Annotated in this window: 22 protein-coding genes; 12 read left to right on the top strand and 10 right to left on the bottom strand. The window is 68.2% G+C overall.

Annotated elements, in window-relative coordinates:
• Positions 1-24: 24 nt before the first annotated feature.
• From D3874_RS23090 to D3874_RS23080, 4 genes are all read left to right on the top strand, one after another.
• A complete protein-coding gene (locus tag D3874_RS23090) occupies positions 25-1332 on the top strand; it encodes an RsmB/NOP family class I SAM-dependent RNA methyltransferase (RefSeq protein WP_119782450.1) in 1308 nt (435 codons plus the stop codon).
• Positions 1333-1452: 120 nt separating this feature from the next.
• On the top strand, positions 1453-2118 hold the full coding sequence (gene rpe, locus D3874_RS23085; RefSeq protein ID WP_119781469.1) for a ribulose-phosphate 3-epimerase: 666 nt from the start codon (positions 1453-1455) through the stop codon (positions 2116-2118).
• Between the two features lie 10 nt (positions 2119-2128).
• Positions 2129-3205, top strand: coding sequence for a hypothetical protein (locus D3874_RS28825; protein ID WP_158596185.1), 1077 nt, complete (start codon positions 2129-2131; stop codon positions 3203-3205).
• A complete protein-coding gene (locus D3874_RS23080; RefSeq protein ID WP_158596184.1) occupies positions 3115-3897 on the top strand; it encodes a heparinase II/III family protein in 783 nt (260 codons plus the stop codon). The genes D3874_RS28825 and D3874_RS23080 overlap by 91 nt, the downstream gene beginning before the upstream one ends.
• Before the next feature lie 171 nt (positions 3898-4068).
• Here the strand turns inward: D3874_RS23080 and D3874_RS23075 are convergent, their stop codons facing one another.
• A complete protein-coding gene (locus D3874_RS23075; RefSeq protein ID WP_119781465.1) occupies positions 4069-4311 on the bottom strand; it encodes a hypothetical protein in 243 nt (80 codons plus the stop codon).
• Between the two features lie 159 nt (positions 4312-4470).
• Here D3874_RS23075 and D3874_RS23070 point away from each other — a divergent pair, with 159 nt between their 5' ends.
• From D3874_RS23070 to D3874_RS23050, 5 genes are all read left to right on the top strand, one after another.
• Positions 4471-5301 carry a hypothetical protein gene (locus D3874_RS23070; protein WP_147385823.1) on the top strand — a complete coding sequence of 277 codons (831 nt, stop codon included), beginning with the start codon at positions 4471-4473 and terminating at the stop codon, positions 5299-5301.
• A gap of 102 nt (positions 5302-5403) precedes the next feature.
• The gene (locus D3874_RS23065; RefSeq protein ID WP_119782449.1) at positions 5404-6438 is read left to right on the top strand and encodes an aspartate-semialdehyde dehydrogenase; all 1035 of its coding nucleotides are present in this window, start codon (positions 5404-5406) and stop codon (positions 6436-6438) included.
• Between the two features lie 130 nt (positions 6439-6568).
• Complete coding sequence (locus D3874_RS23060) at positions 6569-6856, top strand: toxin-antitoxin system TumE family protein (protein ID WP_119781461.1); 288 nt, start codon at positions 6569-6571, stop codon at positions 6854-6856.
• Positions 6853-7215: an HVO_A0114 family putative DNA-binding protein gene (locus D3874_RS23055; RefSeq protein ID WP_119781459.1), complete on the top strand. Its 363-nt coding sequence runs from the start codon at positions 6853-6855 to the stop codon at positions 7213-7215. Before D3874_RS23060 ends, D3874_RS23055 begins: the two co-directional genes overlap by 4 nt.
• Before the next feature lie 6 nt (positions 7216-7221).
• Entirely contained in the window at positions 7222-7701 is a 480-nt protein-coding gene (locus D3874_RS23050; RefSeq protein ID WP_158596183.1) for a GNAT family N-acetyltransferase, read from the top strand.
• Here D3874_RS23050 and D3874_RS32560 read toward each other — a convergent pair.
• Genes D3874_RS32560 through D3874_RS23040 form a run of 3 tightly spaced genes read right to left on the bottom strand, consistent with a single transcriptional unit; the run spans position 7698 to position 8509 of the window.
• A complete protein-coding gene (locus tag D3874_RS32560) occupies positions 7698-8006 on the bottom strand; it encodes a GNAT family N-acetyltransferase (protein WP_233560110.1) in 309 nt (102 codons plus the stop codon). The two genes, D3874_RS23050 and D3874_RS32560, sit on opposite strands and share 4 nt — an antisense overlap.
• Positions 8003-8209: a hypothetical protein gene (locus D3874_RS32555; protein WP_233560108.1), complete on the bottom strand. Its 207-nt coding sequence runs from the start codon at positions 8207-8209 to the stop codon at positions 8003-8005. The genes D3874_RS32560 and D3874_RS32555 overlap by 4 nt, the downstream gene beginning before the upstream one ends.
• A gap of 3 nt (positions 8210-8212) precedes the next feature.
• Positions 8213-8509, bottom strand: coding sequence for a type II toxin-antitoxin system TacA family antitoxin (locus tag D3874_RS23040; RefSeq protein WP_119781455.1), 297 nt, complete (start codon positions 8507-8509; stop codon positions 8213-8215).
• A 311-nt stretch (positions 8510-8820) separates the two neighbouring features.
• Here D3874_RS23040 and D3874_RS23035 point away from each other — a divergent pair, with 311 nt between their 5' ends.
• The 3 genes from D3874_RS23035 (at position 8821) to D3874_RS23025 (ending at position 11870) form a co-directional block, all read left to right on the top strand.
• Entirely contained in the window at positions 8821-9921 is a 1101-nt protein-coding gene (locus D3874_RS23035) for an alpha/beta hydrolase (protein WP_119781453.1), read from the top strand.
• A gap of 87 nt (positions 9922-10008) precedes the next feature.
• Positions 10009-11256 (top strand): serine/threonine-protein kinase, encoded by a 1248-nt coding sequence (locus D3874_RS23030; RefSeq protein ID WP_158596182.1) that lies wholly within the window; start codon positions 10009-10011, stop codon positions 11254-11256.
• Positions 11253-11870 carry a pyridoxamine 5'-phosphate oxidase family protein gene (locus D3874_RS23025; RefSeq protein WP_119781449.1) on the top strand — a complete coding sequence of 206 codons (618 nt, stop codon included), beginning with the start codon at positions 11253-11255 and terminating at the stop codon, positions 11868-11870. Before D3874_RS23030 ends, D3874_RS23025 begins: the two co-directional genes overlap by 4 nt.
• Positions 11871-12043: 173 nt before the next feature.
• Here D3874_RS23025 and D3874_RS23020 read toward each other — a convergent pair whose 3' ends face one another.
• The 6 genes from D3874_RS23020 to gap all read right to left on the bottom strand — a co-directional run bounded on the left by D3874_RS23020 (position 12044) and on the right by gap (position 16754).
• On the bottom strand, positions 12044-12310 hold the full coding sequence (locus D3874_RS23020) for a hypothetical protein (protein WP_147385821.1): 267 nt from the start codon (positions 12308-12310) through the stop codon (positions 12044-12046).
• A 62-nt stretch (positions 12311-12372) separates the two neighbouring features.
• The gene (gene thiE, locus D3874_RS23015; RefSeq protein ID WP_119781446.1) at positions 12373-13023 is read right to left on the bottom strand and encodes a thiamine phosphate synthase; all 651 of its coding nucleotides are present in this window, start codon (positions 13021-13023) and stop codon (positions 12373-12375) included.
• A gap of 6 nt (positions 13024-13029) precedes the next feature.
• Positions 13030-13959 (bottom strand): class I fructose-bisphosphate aldolase, encoded by a 930-nt coding sequence (locus tag D3874_RS23010; RefSeq protein ID WP_119781444.1) that lies wholly within the window; start codon positions 13957-13959, stop codon positions 13030-13032.
• A 92-nt stretch (positions 13960-14051) separates the two neighbouring features.
• Positions 14052-14501: a hypothetical protein gene (locus tag D3874_RS28175; RefSeq protein WP_147385819.1), complete on the bottom strand. Its 450-nt coding sequence runs from the start codon at positions 14499-14501 to the stop codon at positions 14052-14054.
• Positions 14498-15736, bottom strand: a complete 1239-nt coding sequence (locus D3874_RS23000; protein WP_119781440.1) for a phosphoglycerate kinase — start codon at positions 15734-15736, stop codon at positions 14498-14500. The genes D3874_RS28175 and D3874_RS23000 overlap by 4 nt, the downstream gene beginning before the upstream one ends.
• Positions 15737-15746: 10 nt before the next feature.
• Complete coding sequence (gene gap, locus D3874_RS22995) at positions 15747-16754, bottom strand: type I glyceraldehyde-3-phosphate dehydrogenase (protein WP_119781438.1); 1008 nt, start codon at positions 16752-16754, stop codon at positions 15747-15749.

Here is a 16754-nt window from a genome sequence, read left to right as displayed (position 1 = left end):
TCGACCACCAATAAAACCAGCACCATGTCTGATGGCGGCGCCCATGCGGGCGTCGCCGCTCGTTTTGCCGCCCTGGGCCTGATCGAGGCCGTGGTCGCCCGCGGCCGCCCGCTGGACGAGGCGGTCGACCAGGCCGGTGCCCTGGACAAGCTGGAACCGCGCGACCGCGCCTTCGCCCATGCCCTGGCGGCGGCCACGATCCGCGCCTGGGGTTTCCTGCACTGCGTGGTCGATGCCTGCCTGGCCCGGCCCGACGGCCACCTGCCCGACCGGCTGCGCATGATCCTGGCCCTGGGTGCCGCGCAACTGCTGATCATGAATGTCCCGCCCCACGCCGCGGTGGGCGCCACGGTCGATCTCGCCGACGGCGCCCTGGTGCGTCTACGCGGCCTCACCAACGCCCTGCTGCGGCGCATGGACCGGGAGCGCGAGGCCCTGCTGAAGCAGTTCAACCGGCCGCGCAATTCGACGCCGGACTGGCTGTGGGCCGGCTGGGCCCAGGCCTATGGCGAGGTGGTGACGGCGCAGATCGCCGCCGCCCACCAGCTCGAGCCGCCGCTGGACCTGACCTTGAAGCCCGGCCTCGATGCGGGCCTGTGGGCGGAACGCCTGGGGGCACAGGTTATGCCCACGGGCAGCCTGCGCCTGGCCCAAGGCGGGCGCGTCGCGGACCTGCCCGGTTACGCCGAGGGCGCCTGGTGGGTGCAGGATGCCGCCGCGGCCCTGCCGGCGCGCCTGCTGGGCGCGGGTGCCGGCGACGGCGTGATCGACCTGTGCGCGGCGCCGGGCGGCAAGACGGCGCAGCTTTCAGCATCGGGCGCGCGGGTGACCGCGGTCGACCAGGCGCGCGGCCGCATGGACCGGCTGGAAGGCAATCTGGCCCGCCTGGGCCTGAGCGCCACCAGCGTGGTGGCCGATGTCGCCAAATGGCGGCCGGAAGCCCGGGTGCCCTATGTCCTGCTGGATGCGCCCTGCAGCGCCACCGGCACCCTGCGGCGCAACCCCGACATCGCCCTGCACCGTGACGCGGAAGAAGTCCGGGCGCTCGCCAAGGTGCAGGCCAGGCTGTTCCGCGCCGCGGTCGAGATGCTGGCGCCCGGCGGCACCCTGGTGGTCTGCACCTGCTCGATCGAGCCGCGCGAGGGGCCGGAGATGGTCGACGCCATGCTGGCCGCCGGCGCGCCCCTGAAGCGCCGGCCCATCGCGCCGGGCGAGGTGCCGGGGCTGGCCGACGCGATCACCCCCAAGGGGGACCTGCGCACCCTGCCCAGCCATTGGGCGCAGGCCGGCGGCATCGATGGCTTCTTCATCAGCCGCCTGACCCGTTCGTGAGGGGCCCGGGAGAGGCGGCGGCGCCCGTGCAGTGTGTGATCTCCCCGCCGGCGAAGGTTACCCGCGAGAGCGGTTTCATGATCGGTTGGATTTCCAGCCCATAGCTGTTACGAGCATTTCATGCAGCAATCGATTCGCATCGCCCCGTCCATCCTTTCCGCCGATTTCGCCAGGCTTGGCGAAGAGGTGCGGGCGATGGATGCCGCCGGTGCCGACTATATTCACGTCGACGTCATGGACGGCCATTTCGTGCCCAATATCACGATCGGCCCCAGCATCGTCGCGGCCCTGCGCCCCCACACCAAAAAGACCTTCGACGTCCACCTGATGATCGCCCCGGTCGATCCCTTCATCGAAGGCTTTGCCAAGGCCGGCGCCGACATCATCTCGCTGCACCCGGAAGCCGGCCCGCACCTGCATCGCAGCTTGCAGACGATCAAGGGCCACGGCGTGAAGGCCGGCGTCGTGCTGAACCCCGCCACCCCGATCTCGGCGGTGGAAACCGTGATCGACATGGTCGACCTGATCCTGGTGATGTCGGTCAACCCCGGCTTCGGCGGGCAGAGCTTCATCACCAGCCAACTCGAGAAGATCGCCAGCTTGCGCAAGCTGATCGATTCGAGCGGGCGCGCCATCGACCTGGAGGTCGACGGCGGCATCAACCTGGAAACCGCCCCCAGGGCCATTGCCGCCGGCGCCGACGTGCTGGTGGCCGGCACCGCCAGTTTCACCGGCGGCGCCAATGCCTATGCCCGCAACATCGAGCAGTTGCGCGGCGGCGGCTGAGGCGATGGCGATGACCGGGGCAACGGGCATACAGGCGCCGGACCCCAGGGCAGAGGCGCTCGGCCCGACCACCCATGCAACCCTGCCGGGACTGCCGCCGGCCTGGAACAAGCGCAGCCTGGCCCGGGCCAAGCTCGATGCCGTGCTGCGCCAGGGCAAGGCCTGGGCGGCCTCCTCGCGCCTGTCGATCGCCACCCTGGGGCGGGCGCCTTCGGTGGCCGCGCTCAATATCCAGCCGGATATTTTCGAAGGCTCGGCCGACGAGGCCAATGCCCTGTTCCAGGGCCGCTATCGCTTTGCCGGCGAGACCCTGCTGTCGCCCAACCAGACGCCCTGGACCCTGATCGGCGCCAACCCGGACTGGCACGAGGCGCTGCATGATTTCCACTGGCTGCGCCATTTCACCGCCGCCGGGGGCGAGGCCTCGCAACGCCAGGCCCGCGCCCTGCTCGATGGCTGGCTGAAGCGGTTTTCGCGTTTCGACGCGACCTGGTGGCGGCCCGACCTGGCCGGCCGGCGGATCACGGCCTGGGTCGGCCACCTGCCGCTGTTGCTGGAGGGCGCCGACCTGCCCTTGCGCGAAGGCTTCCTCGAGGCGCTGGCGCGCCAGGTCCGCTATATCGGCCGGGCCTACGGCGCGATGGAGCCGGGCAAGGGCCGGATCGAGGCCTTGATGGGCGTGATCCTGGGCCATCTGGCGCTGGGCCAATGGGGCCGGCCGCTGGCGCGCGACCTGCGCCGCCTGGACCAGGCCCTGGCCCAGCAGATCCTGCCCGACGGCGGCCACGCCTCGCGCAACCCGGCCGACCATCTGACCGTGCTCGAGGCCCTGGTGCGCATTCGCACCGCCCTTGCCAATGCGGGCCAGGTTCCGGGGGTCGAACTGGTCCGTGCCATCGACCGGCTGACCCCGGCGGTGCGCTTCTTCAGGCTGGGCGACGGCCGCCTGGCGACCTTCCACAGCGCCACCCCGGGCAGGCCGCGCGGATCGAGCATGTGCTGGCGCTGGCGGCGCCCAAGGGCAAGGCGCCCGCGCGCCTGCCCCACATCGGTTTCGAGCGTTTCGAGACCCGGCGCGTGGCCCTGATCGTCGATGTCGGCGCGCCGCCGTCGCCCGGCTTTTCCGACGGCGCCCATGCGGCACCGCTGGCCTTCGAGATGAGTTCGGGGCGCGACCGACTGATCGTCTCCTGCGGGGCGGGCCCGGGCCTGGACCATGAATGGCGCGAAGTGGCGCGTTCCACCGCCGCCCATTCGACCGTAACCCTGGACGACCAGAACGCCTGGACCATGGCGGTGGACCAGGACCTGGGCCACCGCCCCATGCTGCCGGCGATGAGTACCACCGCCAGCCGCAACGAGGCCGACGGCCAGGTCTGGATCGAGGCCAGCCATTCCGGCTATGCCCTGCGGATGGGGCTCATCCACCGCCGCACCCTGTGGCTCGACGCCGACGGCACCGACCTGCGTGGCGAGGACCGGGTGGAGCCGCGCGGCCGCACCTCGGGCCGCAGCCTGCCCTTCGCCCTGCGCTTTCACTTGAGCCCCGAGGTGCGCGCCAACCTGGTCGGCGACGGCACCGGCGTGCTGCTGCGCACGCCGGGTGGCGAAGGCTGGCAGTTCCGCGCCCTGGGCGGCCAGGTGGCGCTCGACGAATCGATCTCGATCAGCGACTGGGGCCCGCCCCGCCGCGCCGAACAGATCGTGGTGACCGGCACCCTGGACGCCGGCCGCGCCGTGCTGCGCTGGGGCCTGAAGCGGGTGGACGGGAAGCACTGAGGCGTTCCCTCATTCTGCGCCCGTCATCCTGGAAACCGCGCAGCGGTTGTCCGGGATCTCATGACCAGAGTTCCCGGTGCCTGAACGTCCCAAGATCCCGGATCTACGCTTCGCTTCGTCCGGGATGACGCACATTCACGGAACAGGGCAGGGGTTGGAGAGGAGTGCCAGTCATCCCGATCCATCACGCGTGTCGAAAATCGAGACGGTCTCGATCCAGGCCAATGCCTCGTCCTCACTGGCGGGATCGAGACGATCGACCTGGGAGGCCAGGCGTGCGACGGCCGCATCGAGTGGCGTCTTGGCGACGCCGATCTTGTTGGCCGTGAACGCGCGGGCGAGGGTAGCCTCGCCCTTGGCGATGGCGATCGCCTCGTTGACGCTGGCGATCAGGTCTTGTCCCAGTTTGCTCATCTGGACCTCGACGCTTGGCCGTAAGGGAGGAAACGACAATGGGAGTGTAATGCTTCCCTCTCGCTGGAACCAACCCCCATGCTAAGGTCCCCCGGTTTTGCGGAGGGGCAGGCGATGGGGCGGCGGTTTTCACTTCCAAATCCGGTTTTGTGGCTGTGGGTGCTGGTGGTCGCGGCCTATTTCGCCTGGGGTGTCTATAGTTACAGCGGCCTCTACAAGATGCTGGCGCAATGGCAGATCCGGGAATGGGGCAGCTATCAGGTGGGTTGGACCGCCTTGGTGCCGGGCTTCCTGCTGGCCGGGCCGGCGCTCTCGGTCCTGGGGCGGCGGGCGCGGGTGCGCGAGGCGGCGGAAGCACCTCATGACCCGGCGGCCAGGACCCGGCGGGCCTTGCGGGTGATCCTGCCCCTGGCGCTGGTCTCGCTGCTCGCCGCCGCCGGCGCCTATTACTATTCGACCACGTTCGCCAGCCGGGAGGCCCCGCCCGCCACGGTGACCATCGCCGCCCTGGGCGCGGCCACCCCGCCCGACGGCGCGGTGATCCTGGTGGGCGAGGCCCAGGCCGTGCGTACCGTGGCGCTGGAGGAGACGATCAGCGGCACCAAGCGGCTCTACCGCTATGTGCCCATCGTCAAGCCGGGGGCGGCAGCCACCGATCCGATCCGCTTCTTCCTGAAGACCAATGCCACCCATTACCTGGTGCCGGGCGGCCGGCCGCAGCCCTATGACGGCGGCGGCGACCCGGCCTTCGCCATCACCACCCAGACCGGCGTGCTCATCGCCAACGGCCTGCCCGGCGCGGTCGAGGCGCTGTACGGCCAGGAGGGGATCGCCCTGGCCAGGCCCTACTATTACGTGCTGGACCTGACGCCCGAGGGCGCCCGGGCGCCGTTCTATATCGCGGCGGCGCTGGGCGGTTTCCTGGGGCTGATCCTGCTTGTCGTCGCTTTGGCGCAATGGCGGCTGATCCGACGGCTGAGCCGCACATAGCGGCTTTTCGCCACCCGGGCTTGCCCGTGGGCGTGATTGGCGTATTGTGCGCGGTCGCACCAGGGGACTTTGCCGCCGGTGTTTGAGAAGGACGAATTAACGATGGGTTGGAAGGTCGCCGTCGTCGGCGCGACCGGTCAGGTCGGCCGTGAAATGTTGAACATCCTTGCCGAACGTCAGTTTCCCGCTGACGAAGTGGTGGCGCTCGCGTCGCCCAAATCGATCGGCACCGAGGTCACTTTCGGCGAGACTACCCTCACCGTCAAATCGCTCGAGGATTACGACTTCCGCGGCACCGACATTGCCCTGTTCTCGGCCGGCGGCGCCATTTCGGCCAAGTGGGGCCCCAAGGTGGCCGCGGCCGGCGCCGTGGTGATCGACAATTCCTCGCATTTCCGCATGGACCCGGACGTGCCGCTGATCGTGCCGGAAGTGAACGCGCACGCCCTGCGCGCCTACGCCAAGCGCAACATCATCGCCAACCCCAACTGCTCGACCGCGCAGCTCGTGGTGGCGCTGAAGCCCTTGCACGACTTCGCCAAGATCAAGCGGGTGGTGGTTTCCACCTACCAGTCGGTCTCGGGCGCCGGCAACAAGGGCATGGACGAGCTCTTCAACCAGACCAAGGCGCTCTACAATCCCGCCTTCCAGGGGGTGGAGCCCAAGAAGTTCACCAAACAGATCGCCTTCAACGTGATCCCCCACATCGACAGCTTCATGGACGACGGGTTCACCAAGGAGGAATGGAAGATGACCGCGGAGACGCGGAAGATCCTCGATCCCGACATCGCCCTGACCGCCACCTGCGTGCGCGTGCCGGTCTTCGTCGGCCATTCGGAATCGGTGAACATCGAGTTCGAAAACCCGATCACCGTCGAACAGGCCCGCGAGATCCTGCGCGAGGCGCCGGGGTGCATGGTCGTCGACCGGCGCGAAGACGGCGGCTACATCACCCCGCTCGAAGCGGTCGGCGAATACGCGACCTACATCAGCCGCATCCGCCGCGACCCCACGGTCGAGGGCGGCAAGGGCCTGGCCTTATGGGTCGTCTCGGACAATCTGCGCAAGGGCGCCGCCCTCAACGCCGTGCAGATCGCCGAGATCCTGGTCGCCAGGCACCTGAAAAAGGCCGCCTGAGCGGCACTTTCCGCATGAAATGCGCAAAGCGGCCCGCCGGCAACGGCGGGCCGCTTTGTTTTTTCAGCTTGCTCATACCGGTCCCGATGGCGCTTTACGCCATCGGGTTCTGATGGCATAATCCGCCATCATGAAAGCTGAACTGCTGATCCGCGAGCGAGTGGTCTACCCGGATGGCGGTTTGGTTGAAATGGTGGTGTGGCGATTGCCGGCTCCGGTGCCGCCGACCAAGCACGGGTTCAAGTATCGACTGGCTTATGTCGTCGGTGGCGAGCGGGTGCTCGGCTACGACAATGAACGCGGCAAAGGCGATCATCGCCATGTTCGCGGCTCTGAGGAGTTGATTGTTTTCACGACGATCGATGCCCTTCTGGATCGGTTCGTATCGGAAGTGGAAGCCATGCGGAGGGCACCATGAAGAAGCAAGTGTTCGTCGGCGGCAGCCTCAGGGATTCGGCGCGGCGCATTGCCGAGGCATGGCATCGGGCCGAGCGCGGCGAAGCATCGGTGGCGCAGGACAATGTGACCTTCCTGACCTGGTCTGCCCTTGCCTCCGTCATGACCGAGAAACGCTATGAATTGCTGCGCCACCTGCACCGGCATCCGGCTGTAAGCATCCGTGCGCTTGGCAGGGATTTGAAGCGTGACTTCAAGCGGGTCTATGAGGATGTAATCGCTCTGGAAGCGATTGGGCTGATCGAGCGGGACGGCGATTTGCTGCGTGCCGAATATGATGAGATTCAGGCGTCGATCCTGCTCGATGCCCCTGCGGCATAACCCATCGTGTCCCAGCCGATCATCCGCCCGGCACAGCCGGACGACGTCGCCGCCCTCGCTGACCTCATCCGGGCGCTGAACATATACGAGGGCGACAGGGCCGAGACGGTCGATGCCGGTGCCCTGGCCGAACAACTGTTCGGTCAGGCGCCGGCGGCATCGGCCTTCGTCGCGGCTGATGCGCAAGGCAACCTGGTCGGTTATGCGATCTATTCCGACGCCTACGACGGCAAATGCACGATGCGGGTGACCCATCTCAACGATCTGTTCGTGACGCAAGCGGCGCGCGGCTTCGGGCTGGGGCGGTCGCTGGTCGCGGCGGTCGCCCGCGCGGGCCGGGCGCGGGGGGCGCAAGCGGTGTGGTGGACCTCGCTGGCCAGCAATGCCCGCGCACACGCCTTCTACGACAAACTGGGCGCCTCGCGCACGCCTATCGTGGCGCACTGGCTGGAGGGCGAGGCCTTCGAGCGCCTGATCGCGGGTTAGCCGCCCGCTGCCGCCAGAGAAGCGGCGATGTCGGCCATCGAGCGAAACAGGATCATCGGATCGTCCTTCGACGGCAGGAAGCCGCGCCGGCGCCAGAAATCGGCGGCCTCGCCGTCGACCGCGTTGACCACAAGCGCACGGCCGCCGATCAAACCGGCCGCGGCGACACAACGGGTCAGCGCGTGCTTGAGCAGGCCGGTGCCGATGCCCTGCCCCAGCCAGGCATGGTCCGTCGCCAGTTGCCCCAGCAGCAGGCAGGGCACGGGATCCGGCGGTTGGCCCGTGCGGATGGCCCGGGGCATCATGCCGGGCACGATCGCCGTGGGGCCAGGCCGTAGTAACCCACGACGCGCCCTTGCTCGTGCACCACCAGCACGGCGGTGAAGCCCTTCTGCTGATTGGAAAGCGCCCGGGTCTTGAGCCAGTTGTCCAAGGCAGGCTTGCCGCAGGAAAAGGCCGCAACGTCGTGCGCCGCGGTCAGCGGCTCGGGGCCGCCAAGCGTCGCCATCGACTATTCCTGTAATGTCTGGCGTTCCCAGGGGGCGGGACGGCGCAACACCTCGACCAATGCCGGCACGGGCGTCGCCGGGCCTGACAATGCTGCGATGAAAGCCGTGAAGCCGTCGGCGCTCATGCGGATGGGCAGCGTCTCCATCAGGACGGCTTCGGCCGCGCGCACGGCGGCGTCGCGCACGAAATCCGTGCGCGACCGGCCGTGGAGCCCCGCCGCCCGGTCGATCAGGGCAATGTCGGCCTCGGGCAGGCGCATGGAAAGCGGATGGTCCTTCTTGTCTTGTGCCCGAGGCATCGCTTCAGTCCTTGCTGGCAGTCGATGATGTAGTGCGTTTTACAATACATTCAATCAAGGCTTTCGGCAATCGATGCGAATCAATGTTTGTCGCCCCTGCGCGACTGCAGGGTTGCCGCCGAGGTCGGTTTTGCACCTTCCGTCGCGTCATCAATGATTTACCGGTTTCAAGACGGAAAATCTTGTCATCCGACAGAAACTTCTCTTGACCGCTCTCATTAATCATTTCGAAGGTGTGACAAGGTGACGCTGGAGTCATCGGCGTCAGAAGCCCCGCCGTCGCGGGACGCGCCTTGCACGAGTGTTCGATCATGAGTCTCGCGGTCACGCTTCAGCGCCTTGCCATGGGCGGCCTCAGCCTGGTTTCAGCCCCCGTTCTTACCCGCCTGGCCCAACTCTCGCCGGCAGTGATCGAAGGCAAGCGCCTCGATCCCCAGCTCCAGACCTTCGCGGCCCTCCAGCGCAACCTGTTTCCCATCCACCGCCTGACACCGTCCCAGGGCCGGGCCCTGTACCGGACGGCCATGAAGGCGTTCAGCGTGGCGCCCCGGCGCATGGCCATGGTCGAGGACCTGACCATTCCCGGCGAGGCGGGGCCGCTCGCGGCCCGGCTCTATGTCCCGCCGGGCCTGTCGACGCCCTTGCCGCTCACGGTCTATTTCCACGGCGGCGGCTTCGTCCTGGGCGATGTCGAGGGTTACGATTCGACCTGTCGCTACCTTGCCGACAAGGCGCGCTGCGCCGTGCTCTCGGTCGACTACCGCCTGGCGCCGGAACATCCCATGCCGGCCGCGACCATCGACGCGGGCGCGGTCTGGCGCTTCCTGGTCACCCATGGCCAGGCCATGGGTTTCGATATCGACCGGATGGCGGTGGGCGGCGATTCCGCGGGCGGCCTGCTGTCGGCCATGGTGGCGATCATGGCACGCGACGCCGGCATCACCCCGCCCTGCCACCAGTTGCTGATCTACCCGGCGACCGACGGGCGCATGAACACACGCTCGGCCAGGCTCTACGCCAAGGGCTTCATCCTGGAAAAGGAACTGACCGACTGGTTCCGGGCCCAGTGCCTGGGCACCCTGACCGACGACGATCTGGCCCTGCTGGCGCCGCTGAACGCCGAGCGGCTGGACGGCGTGGCGCCTGCCACCGTCGTGCTGGCGGGTTTCGATCCGCTTTATGACGAGGGGCGCGCCTATGCCGACCGGCTGCGGGCGGCCGGTGTCCCGGTCGAGGTGCAGGATCACGCGGACATGCTGCACGGCTTCGTCACCTTCACCGGCATGATCCCCAGCACCCGCGCCGCGCTGGACCGGGCGATCGGTGCCCTGCGCCGGGCCCTGTGGTCGGGCCATGCGATCAGCTTCGGCAAGGCCCGGCCGCGCTCGATGCTGCTGCCCGGCTCGGTTTGATCGTCTCTCCAGTGGTCCAGGTCACTTGCCCTGATGGGCGGCGGCGGCCATGCTCGGGTCCGCCCGCCGCCTGACAGATCAAGGCCCATGGACACTGAGACGACGCTGCCGCCCGACAGCCTGCTGGGAAACACCTATCGCATCGAAGCGCTGATCGCCCGCGGCGGCATGGGCGAGGTCTACCGGGCCCGCAATGAAACACTGGGCACGCTGCATGCCCTGAAGATCATCCGCCAGGATCTGGCCGGCTCCTCCACCATGGTCGAGCTGTTCCGGCGCGAGACCATGGCCCTGCGCCAGCTCCGCTCGGAAGCGATCGTCGCCTATGACGGCCTGTTCCGCGACGAGCGCGGCCGCACCTATCTGGTCATGGAATATGTCGACGGGCCCTCGCTGTCGCGCCTGATCGCGGCCAAGCCGCTCAGCGTCGAGGATGTTCGGCGCATGGCGATCAATGTCGCCGCGGGCCTCGAGATCGCCCACGACAAGGGCGTGCTGCACCGGGACCTGAGCCCGGACAACATCATCTTCGAAGGGGGCGACATGATGCGCCCCAAGATCATCGATTTCGGCATCGCCCGCGTCGGCGGCGCCGACGAAGGCACGCTGCTGGGCGGCCAGGTCGCCGGCAAGCTGTCCTTCATCGCGCCCGAGCAACTGGGCCGCTTCGACGGCGTGGTCGACGCGCGCACCGATGTCTACAGCTTGGGGATGGTGATGGCGGCCGCCCTGCTGGGCCGCAAGCTGGACATGGGCCGCAGCATCGAAACCGCCCTGGCCGCGCGCCAAGCGGTGCCGGACCTGAGCGGCGTGCCTGAGGCGATGCGCCCGATCATCGCCGCCATGCTGGAGCCCGATCCGGACCGGCGGCCGCAATCCATGTCCGAGGTGATCCTGCGCCTCTACACGCCCGGATCCCTGCGCAGTTCCCTGCCGCCGGCCGCGGCCGAGGCGACGATACCGGCGGGACGCGTACCGGCCAGGCCGCGGCGCTCGATGGCGCGGGCCCTGCTGCCCTGGGCGCTCACGGGCCTCGTGGCTGCCGGGCTGGTATTCGCCGGCCTGGTCTACCGCGACCGGATCGCCGGTCTGTTTGCCGGGCCGGGCGAAGTCGCACCGCCCGCCCCCCGGCGGCGGCACCCCCACCGGCGCCGCCCGCGCCGCCCGCCGCAGCGACCCCGGCGCCGGCGCCCGCGACCCCGCCGGCGGCCGAACCGGCCAGGCCCGGCGGCGGCTTCCTGGGCGAGCAGCGCAAGAGCAATTGACGATCACCGGCTTGCCTTCGTTGCCGTTCGTTCGCAGACTTCGGCAAAGACCAGCGGGAGGCCGGCATGAACGACGAGATCACGGGCGAGGATGCCCTGCGCGCGGCCTACCCCCGGGCCTCGGATGCGGTCTATCAAAAGGAACTGCGCTTCCTCGACCCGCACTGCCGCAGCTTCATCGCCCTGTCGCCCTTCCTGTGCATCGGCACCAGCCGGCCCGACGGCCTGGCCGACGTCTCGCCCCGCGGGGGCGAGCCGGGCTTCGTCCACGTGCTCGACGACCGGCACTTAGGCATGCCCGACCGGCCGGGCAACAACCGCCTCGACACGCTGGGCAACGTCGTCGTTGCGCCGGCCGTGGGCCTGCTGTTCTTCATCCCCGGCATCGACGAGATGCTGCGGGTGAACGGTGTCGCCCAGGTGGTGACCACGCCTGCGCTGATGGCCCGCTTCGTGGTCGACGGCAAGCAACCGCGCAGCGTCCTGGTGGTCGAGGTGCGCGAGGCCTATCTCCACTGCACCAAGGCCCTGAAACGTTCGGAGTTGTGGAACCCCGAGAAACTCGTGCCGCGCAGCGCCCTGCCCAGCTTCGGCCAGATGTTGAAGGACCAGATGAACCTACCGGTCCCGGCCGAGGCGATCGACACCATGCTGGAAGAAGACGCCAGGACCGAGCTTTATTGAAGTAATCGCCGGCATCGCGGCGAGATAGCCCTCTCCGCCCTGTGGGGGAGAGGGTTGGGTGAGGTGGGCCGGCGGCATAGGGTGCGCGCTGGCCCGATCCACCACCTCACCCTCCCCATCGCTGACGCGACGGGTCCCCTCCCTCTCCCCCGCCACGCGGCGGAGAGGGCTGCTTAATCAGCGCCCCGCGGCTGACGGACATAGATCAGGCGGCCGTCGACCAGCCACTGGTCGCGACCGATGTGCTCGACATCGATGCGGCCGTCGGGCAGGACCGGCGCCAGCCCCATGAAACTGTAGAGGTCGCCGCGGCGGTCGCGTACCTGCTCGTGGATGGCCAGGCCGCGGAAATGGCCCAGGATCTCGCCCACACGGCCGCTGACCGGCAGGACATAGAAGGCTTCGGTGTCGACCACTTGGTGCGGCATCGTACCGGGCATGACAGTCACCATTCGAGAACCAGACGGTCCCCGGAAGATAGGCAGGCCCGGCTAAAGCCGCCCTATGAGTTGGTGAAGATCCGCTCGAACGCCTTGACCGCGGCGGCAGGGCCGTCGGGGTGGTTCCACACCCCGGCGCAGACGGCCAGGAAGTCGGGGCCGGCTGCGACCAGGGGGCGGCAATTGTCGACCGTGATGCCGCCGATCGCGACCTGGGGCACGGTCATGACCTCGGCCCACCAGGCGACGAGGTCGAGCGAGGCCTGGGTCTTGGCCTCCTTGGTGGCGGTCGGGAAGAAGGCGCCGAAGGCGACGTAGTCGGCCCCGGCCTCACCCGCTTCCATGGCCATATGCCGGCTGTCGTGACAGGTGACACCAATGATGCGGTCAGGCCCCAGCAGCTTGCGTGCGTCCTTGTAGGGCATGTCTTCCTGGCCGACATGGGCACCGTCGGCCCCAAGCTTCAGCGCGAGATCCGGCCGGTCATTGACCAGGAAGGCGGCGCCGGCGTCCTGGGCCAGCGGCAGCAGGGCCTCGCCCGCGCGCAGCACCGTGTCATCGTCGGCGTCCTTGAGACGCAACTGGATACAGGCGACGTCGCCCGCGCCGAGTGCCGCCTTCAGCGTCTGCGTGAAGGCGATCAGCTCGAAAGCGGGCGGCGTGATCAGATAGAGCCGGCAGGCCGGGGCGACGTCTTCACTACGGCCTGCCACGCGCGCTTACTCCTGGCCCTTGTAGATGCGGACCAGCTTGTCCAGCATGGCGAGCGCATCTTCGCGCGAGCGCTGGAAGGTGTTGCGGCCGATGATGGAGCCGTTGCCGCCGCCGTCGCGAATGGCACGGGCATCGTCATAGACCGAATCTTCCGACTTGGCGGCGCCGCCCGAGAACACGACGATGCGGCGGCCGGCAAAGCAGGCCTGGGTGACGTGCTTCACGCGTGCGGCCTGGGTGGAGAGGTCGATCGGATACTTGTCGTAGACCTTCTTGGCCTCGCCCTGCTCGATGAAGTCGGTCGCCAGCTTCACCTTGATGATGTGGGCGCCGGTCAGGGCCGCCATGTGCGCGGCATAGGCGCCGACGTCGATCGACAGCTCGCCGTTCTTGCTCAGGTCGCCGCCGCGCGGGTAGGACCAGACCACCACGGCCAAGCCCACCGACTTGGCTTCGGCGGTCAGCTCGCGCAGCTCTTCCATCTGCTCGAACATCTGGTCCGAGCCGGGATACATGGTGAAGCCGATGGCCGAGCAGCCCAGGCGCAGGGCGTCATGCACCGTGGCGGTCACCGCCTGGTCGGGGGCTTCCTTGGCGCGCGACAGCGAGTTCGAGGAATTGACCTTGAGGATCAGCGGGATCTGGCCGGCGAAGCTGTCGGCGCCCGCCTCGATCATGCCCAGCACCGAGGCATAGGCGGAAAGGCCGGCATCGACGGCGATCTGGAAATGGTAATGCGGGTCGTAGGCGGCGGGGTTGGGCGCGAAGCTGCGCGCCGGGCCGTGCTCGAAGCCCTGGTCGACGGGCAGGATGATGAGCTTGCCGGTGCCGCCCAGGCGCCCCGCGCTGAGGATGCGGGCGAGGTTGGCCTTGGTGCCGGGATTATCACTTTCGTACCACGAAAGGATTTCCTTCACCTTCTTGGTGCTCTTCATCTTGTCCTCGATCGGTCAGTGTTTTGCGAGACGAATGGCGGGGTTTTTAGCAAGGTGGCGCGGCCTCGTCCATGCCGCACCGCGTCACGGCATCAAGGCTTTGGGGCGATTTCGGTTCCCAGGGCCTGTTCAGGCAGCGCCAAGATGCCGCGGGCCGCGGCCAGGCCCTGGAGCGCCGGGTGGGGCGCGATGACGATCGCCGGGGCGCCGGCCTCAATCGCGTCCAGTGCCGCGGCGACATCCGCGCCGCAATCGATGGCGATTATCGCGTCAGGCGTCATCCCGGCCGCAGAGCCGGGATCTCGTGACGGGGAAGCACCGGGAACACGGGTCGAAAGATCCCGGCTCTGCGGCCGGGATGACGAGGTTTCTTCAAGCACCCGCCGCGCCACTTCCAGCAGGTAGCGGGCGCCCAGGCGGCCGGCGGCGTCCTTTGCGCTCACCAGAAAAAACGGGCGGCCCGGCGGGATTGCCGCCAGCGCCGCCCGCGCATCGTCTAGGTCGGAGAAGCGGACGATCGGCCGGCTCTCCGCCCCACTCACTTCGCCAGGGCCTCGACGCCCGGCAGGACCTTGCCTTCCATCCATTCGAGGAAGGCGCCGCCCGCGGTCGAGACGAAGGAGAAATCGCCCGCCACGCCGGCATGATTGAGGGCGGAGACCGTGTCGCCACCGCCGGCGACCGACAACAGCTTGCCGGCCTTGGTGAGCCGTGCCACTTCGCGCGCCGCGGCGACCGTGCCGCGGTCGAAGGGCTCGATCTCGAAGGCGCCGAAGGGGCCGTTCCAGACCACGGTCTTGGCCGCGGCCAGGGTCTTGGCCACCGCCTCGACCGACCTGGGCCCGACGTCCAGCATCATGGCATCCTCGGGGATCGCGTCGATGGCCACGGTCTCGTTGGCCGCATTGGCCTTGAACTCGCGCGCCACCACGCCGTCGACGGGCAGCAGGATCGTGGTGCCGGCGGCCTTGGCCTTGGCGACGATCTCGCGCGCGGTTTCGGCCAGATCCCGCTCGGCCAGGCTCTTGCCGACGCCCACACCCTGCGCGAACAGGAAGGTGTTGGCCATGCCGCCGCCAATCACCAGGGTGTCGACCTTGCCCACCAGGTTGCCGATGACGTCGAGCTTGCTCGAGACCTTGGCACCGCCGACCACGGCGACCACCGGGTGCTGCGGCTTGCCCAGCGCTGCTTCCAGCGCGTCCAGTTCCGCCTTCATCGAGATGCCGGCGGCATGGGGCAGCAGCCTGGCGAGGCCGGCGGTCGAGGCATGGGCGCGGTGGGCGCAGGAGAAGGCGTCGTTGATGTAGAACTCGCCCAGGGCCGCCAGTTTGGCGGTGAAGGCGGGATCGTTCTTTTCCTCTTCCGGGTAGAAGCGGGTGTTTTCCAGCACCACCACCTCACCCGGCTTCAGCGCGTCGACCGCCTTTTCAGCGACCGGGCCGATGCAGTCGGCGGCGAACCACACGGGATGCTTCAGCACGCCCGACAGGGCGCCCGCCACATGGCGCAGGGTCTGGCTTTCGTCGCGGCCCTTGGGCCGGCCGAAGTGCGACAGCACGATGACCTTGGCGCCCTTGGCGATCAGGGCGTTCAGGGTCAGGGCGTTGGCTTCCAGGCGGGTGAAGTCGGTGACGACGCCGTTGACGGTCGGCGCGTTCAGGTCGACCCGGACCAGGACCCGGCGGCCGTGCAGGTCGCCGAGGTCGTCGATGCCTAAGAACCGGCTCCCCGCGGAGCCGGCAGGTTTGTCAGCGCGAGCGGGAAGCGCGGTCATCAGGGCAACCTCAACCGAGCTTGGCCATGGCGACGGCGGTGTCGCTCATGCGGTTGGAGAAGCCCCATTCATTATCGTACCAGGTCAGGATGCGCACCAGCGTGCCGTCCATCACCTTGGTCTGGTCCAGGGCGAAGGTGCTCGACGCCGGATCATGGTTGAAGTCGATCGAGACATTGGGCTGGTCGGTGTAGGCCAGCACGCCCTTCAGCTCCTGGTCGGCCGCCCGCTTGATGGCGTTGTTCACTTCCTCGACCGTGGTCGCGCGCTTGGCGACGAACTTCAGGTCCACGACCGAGACATTGGGGGTCGGCACGCGGACCGAAACACCGTCCAGCTTGCCCTTCAGTTCGGGCAGCACCAGGCCGACGGCCTTGGCGGCGCCGGTCGAGGTCGGGATCATGGAGAGGGCGGCGGCGCGGGCGCGGTACAGGTCCTTGTGCACCTGGTCCAGCGAGGGCTGGTCGTTGGTGTAGGAATGGATCGTGGTCATGAAGCCCTTGTCGATGCCGATGGCATCGTTCAGGACCTTGGCCACCGGCGCCAGGCAATTGGTGGTGCACGACGCGTTGGAGACGACGACGTGCTCGTCCTTCAACTGGTCATGGTTGACGCCGTAAACCACGGTCAGGTCGGCACCGTCGGCCGGGGCCGAGACCAGGACGCGCTTGGCGCCGGCGGTCAGGTGGGCCGAGGCCTTGTCCTTGGCCGTGAAGATGCCGGTGCATTCCATGGCGATCTCGACGCCGAGATCCTTGTGGGGCAGTTCGGCCGGATTGCGGATCGCAGTGACCTTGATCTTGCTGCCGTTGACGATGATGAAATCGCCCTCGACCGCGACCTGACCGGGGAAACGACCATGGATCGAATCGAAGCGCAGCAGGTGGGCATTGGTCTCGACCGGAGCGAGGTCGTTGATCGCCACCACTTCGATGTCCTTGCGGCCCGACTCTGCGATCGCGCGCAACACATTGCGCCCGATGCGGCCGAAACCGTTGATCGCTACACGAACTGCCAT

This window comes from Oleomonas cavernae (genome assembly GCF_003590945.1).
GTDB classification, from domain to species: Bacteria; Pseudomonadota; Alphaproteobacteria; order Zavarziniales; family Zavarziniaceae; genus Zavarzinia; species Zavarzinia cavernae.
This window is presented reverse-complemented; position numbering and strand designations above follow the sequence as displayed.

Coding starts and splice junctions, on each gene's coding strand:
- D3874_RS23090 (WP_119782450.1), top strand. CDS start 25: ATGTCTGATGGCGGCGCCCATGCGGGCGTCGCCGCTCGTTTTGCCGCC.
- rpe (WP_119781469.1), top strand. CDS start 1,453: ATGCAGCAATCGATTCGCATCGCCCCGTCCATCCTTTCCGCCGATTTC.
- D3874_RS28825 (WP_158596185.1), top strand. CDS start 2,129: ATGACCGGGGCAACGGGCATACAGGCGCCGGACCCCAGGGCAGAGGCG.
- D3874_RS23075 (WP_119781465.1), bottom strand. CDS start 4,311: ATGAGCAAACTGGGACAAGACCTGATCGCCAGCGTCAACGAGGCGATC.
- D3874_RS23065 (WP_119782449.1), top strand. CDS start 5,404: ATGGGTTGGAAGGTCGCCGTCGTCGGCGCGACCGGTCAGGTCGGCCGT.
- D3874_RS23060 (WP_119781461.1), top strand. CDS start 6,569: ATGAAAGCTGAACTGCTGATCCGCGAGCGAGTGGTCTACCCGGATGGC.
- D3874_RS23055 (WP_119781459.1), top strand. CDS start 6,853: ATGAAGAAGCAAGTGTTCGTCGGCGGCAGCCTCAGGGATTCGGCGCGG.
- D3874_RS32560 (WP_233560110.1), bottom strand. CDS start 8,006: ATGATGCCCCGGGCCATCCGCACGGGCCAACCGCCGGATCCCGTGCCC.
- D3874_RS32555 (WP_233560108.1), bottom strand. CDS start 8,209: ATGGCGACGCTTGGCGGCCCCGAGCCGCTGACCGCGGCGCACGACGTT.
- D3874_RS23040 (WP_119781455.1), bottom strand. CDS start 8,509: ATGCCTCGGGCACAAGACAAGAAGGACCATCCGCTTTCCATGCGCCTG.
- D3874_RS23035 (WP_119781453.1), top strand. CDS start 8,821: ATGAGTCTCGCGGTCACGCTTCAGCGCCTTGCCATGGGCGGCCTCAGC.
- D3874_RS23030 (WP_158596182.1), top strand. CDS start 10,009: ATGGACACTGAGACGACGCTGCCGCCCGACAGCCTGCTGGGAAACACC.
- D3874_RS23025 (WP_119781449.1), top strand. CDS start 11,253: ATGAACGACGAGATCACGGGCGAGGATGCCCTGCGCGCGGCCTACCCC.
- D3874_RS23020 (WP_147385821.1), bottom strand. CDS start 12,310: ATGCCCGGTACGATGCCGCACCAAGTGGTCGACACCGAAGCCTTCTAT.
- D3874_RS23010 (WP_119781444.1), bottom strand. CDS start 13,959: ATGAAGAGCACCAAGAAGGTGAAGGAAATCCTTTCGTGGTACGAAAGT.
- D3874_RS23000 (WP_119781440.1), bottom strand. CDS start 15,736: ATGACCGCGCTTCCCGCTCGCGCTGACAAACCTGCCGGCTCCGCGGGG.
- gap (WP_119781438.1), bottom strand. CDS start 16,754: ATGGCAGTTCGTGTAGCGATCAACGGTTTCGGCCGCATCGGGCGCAAT.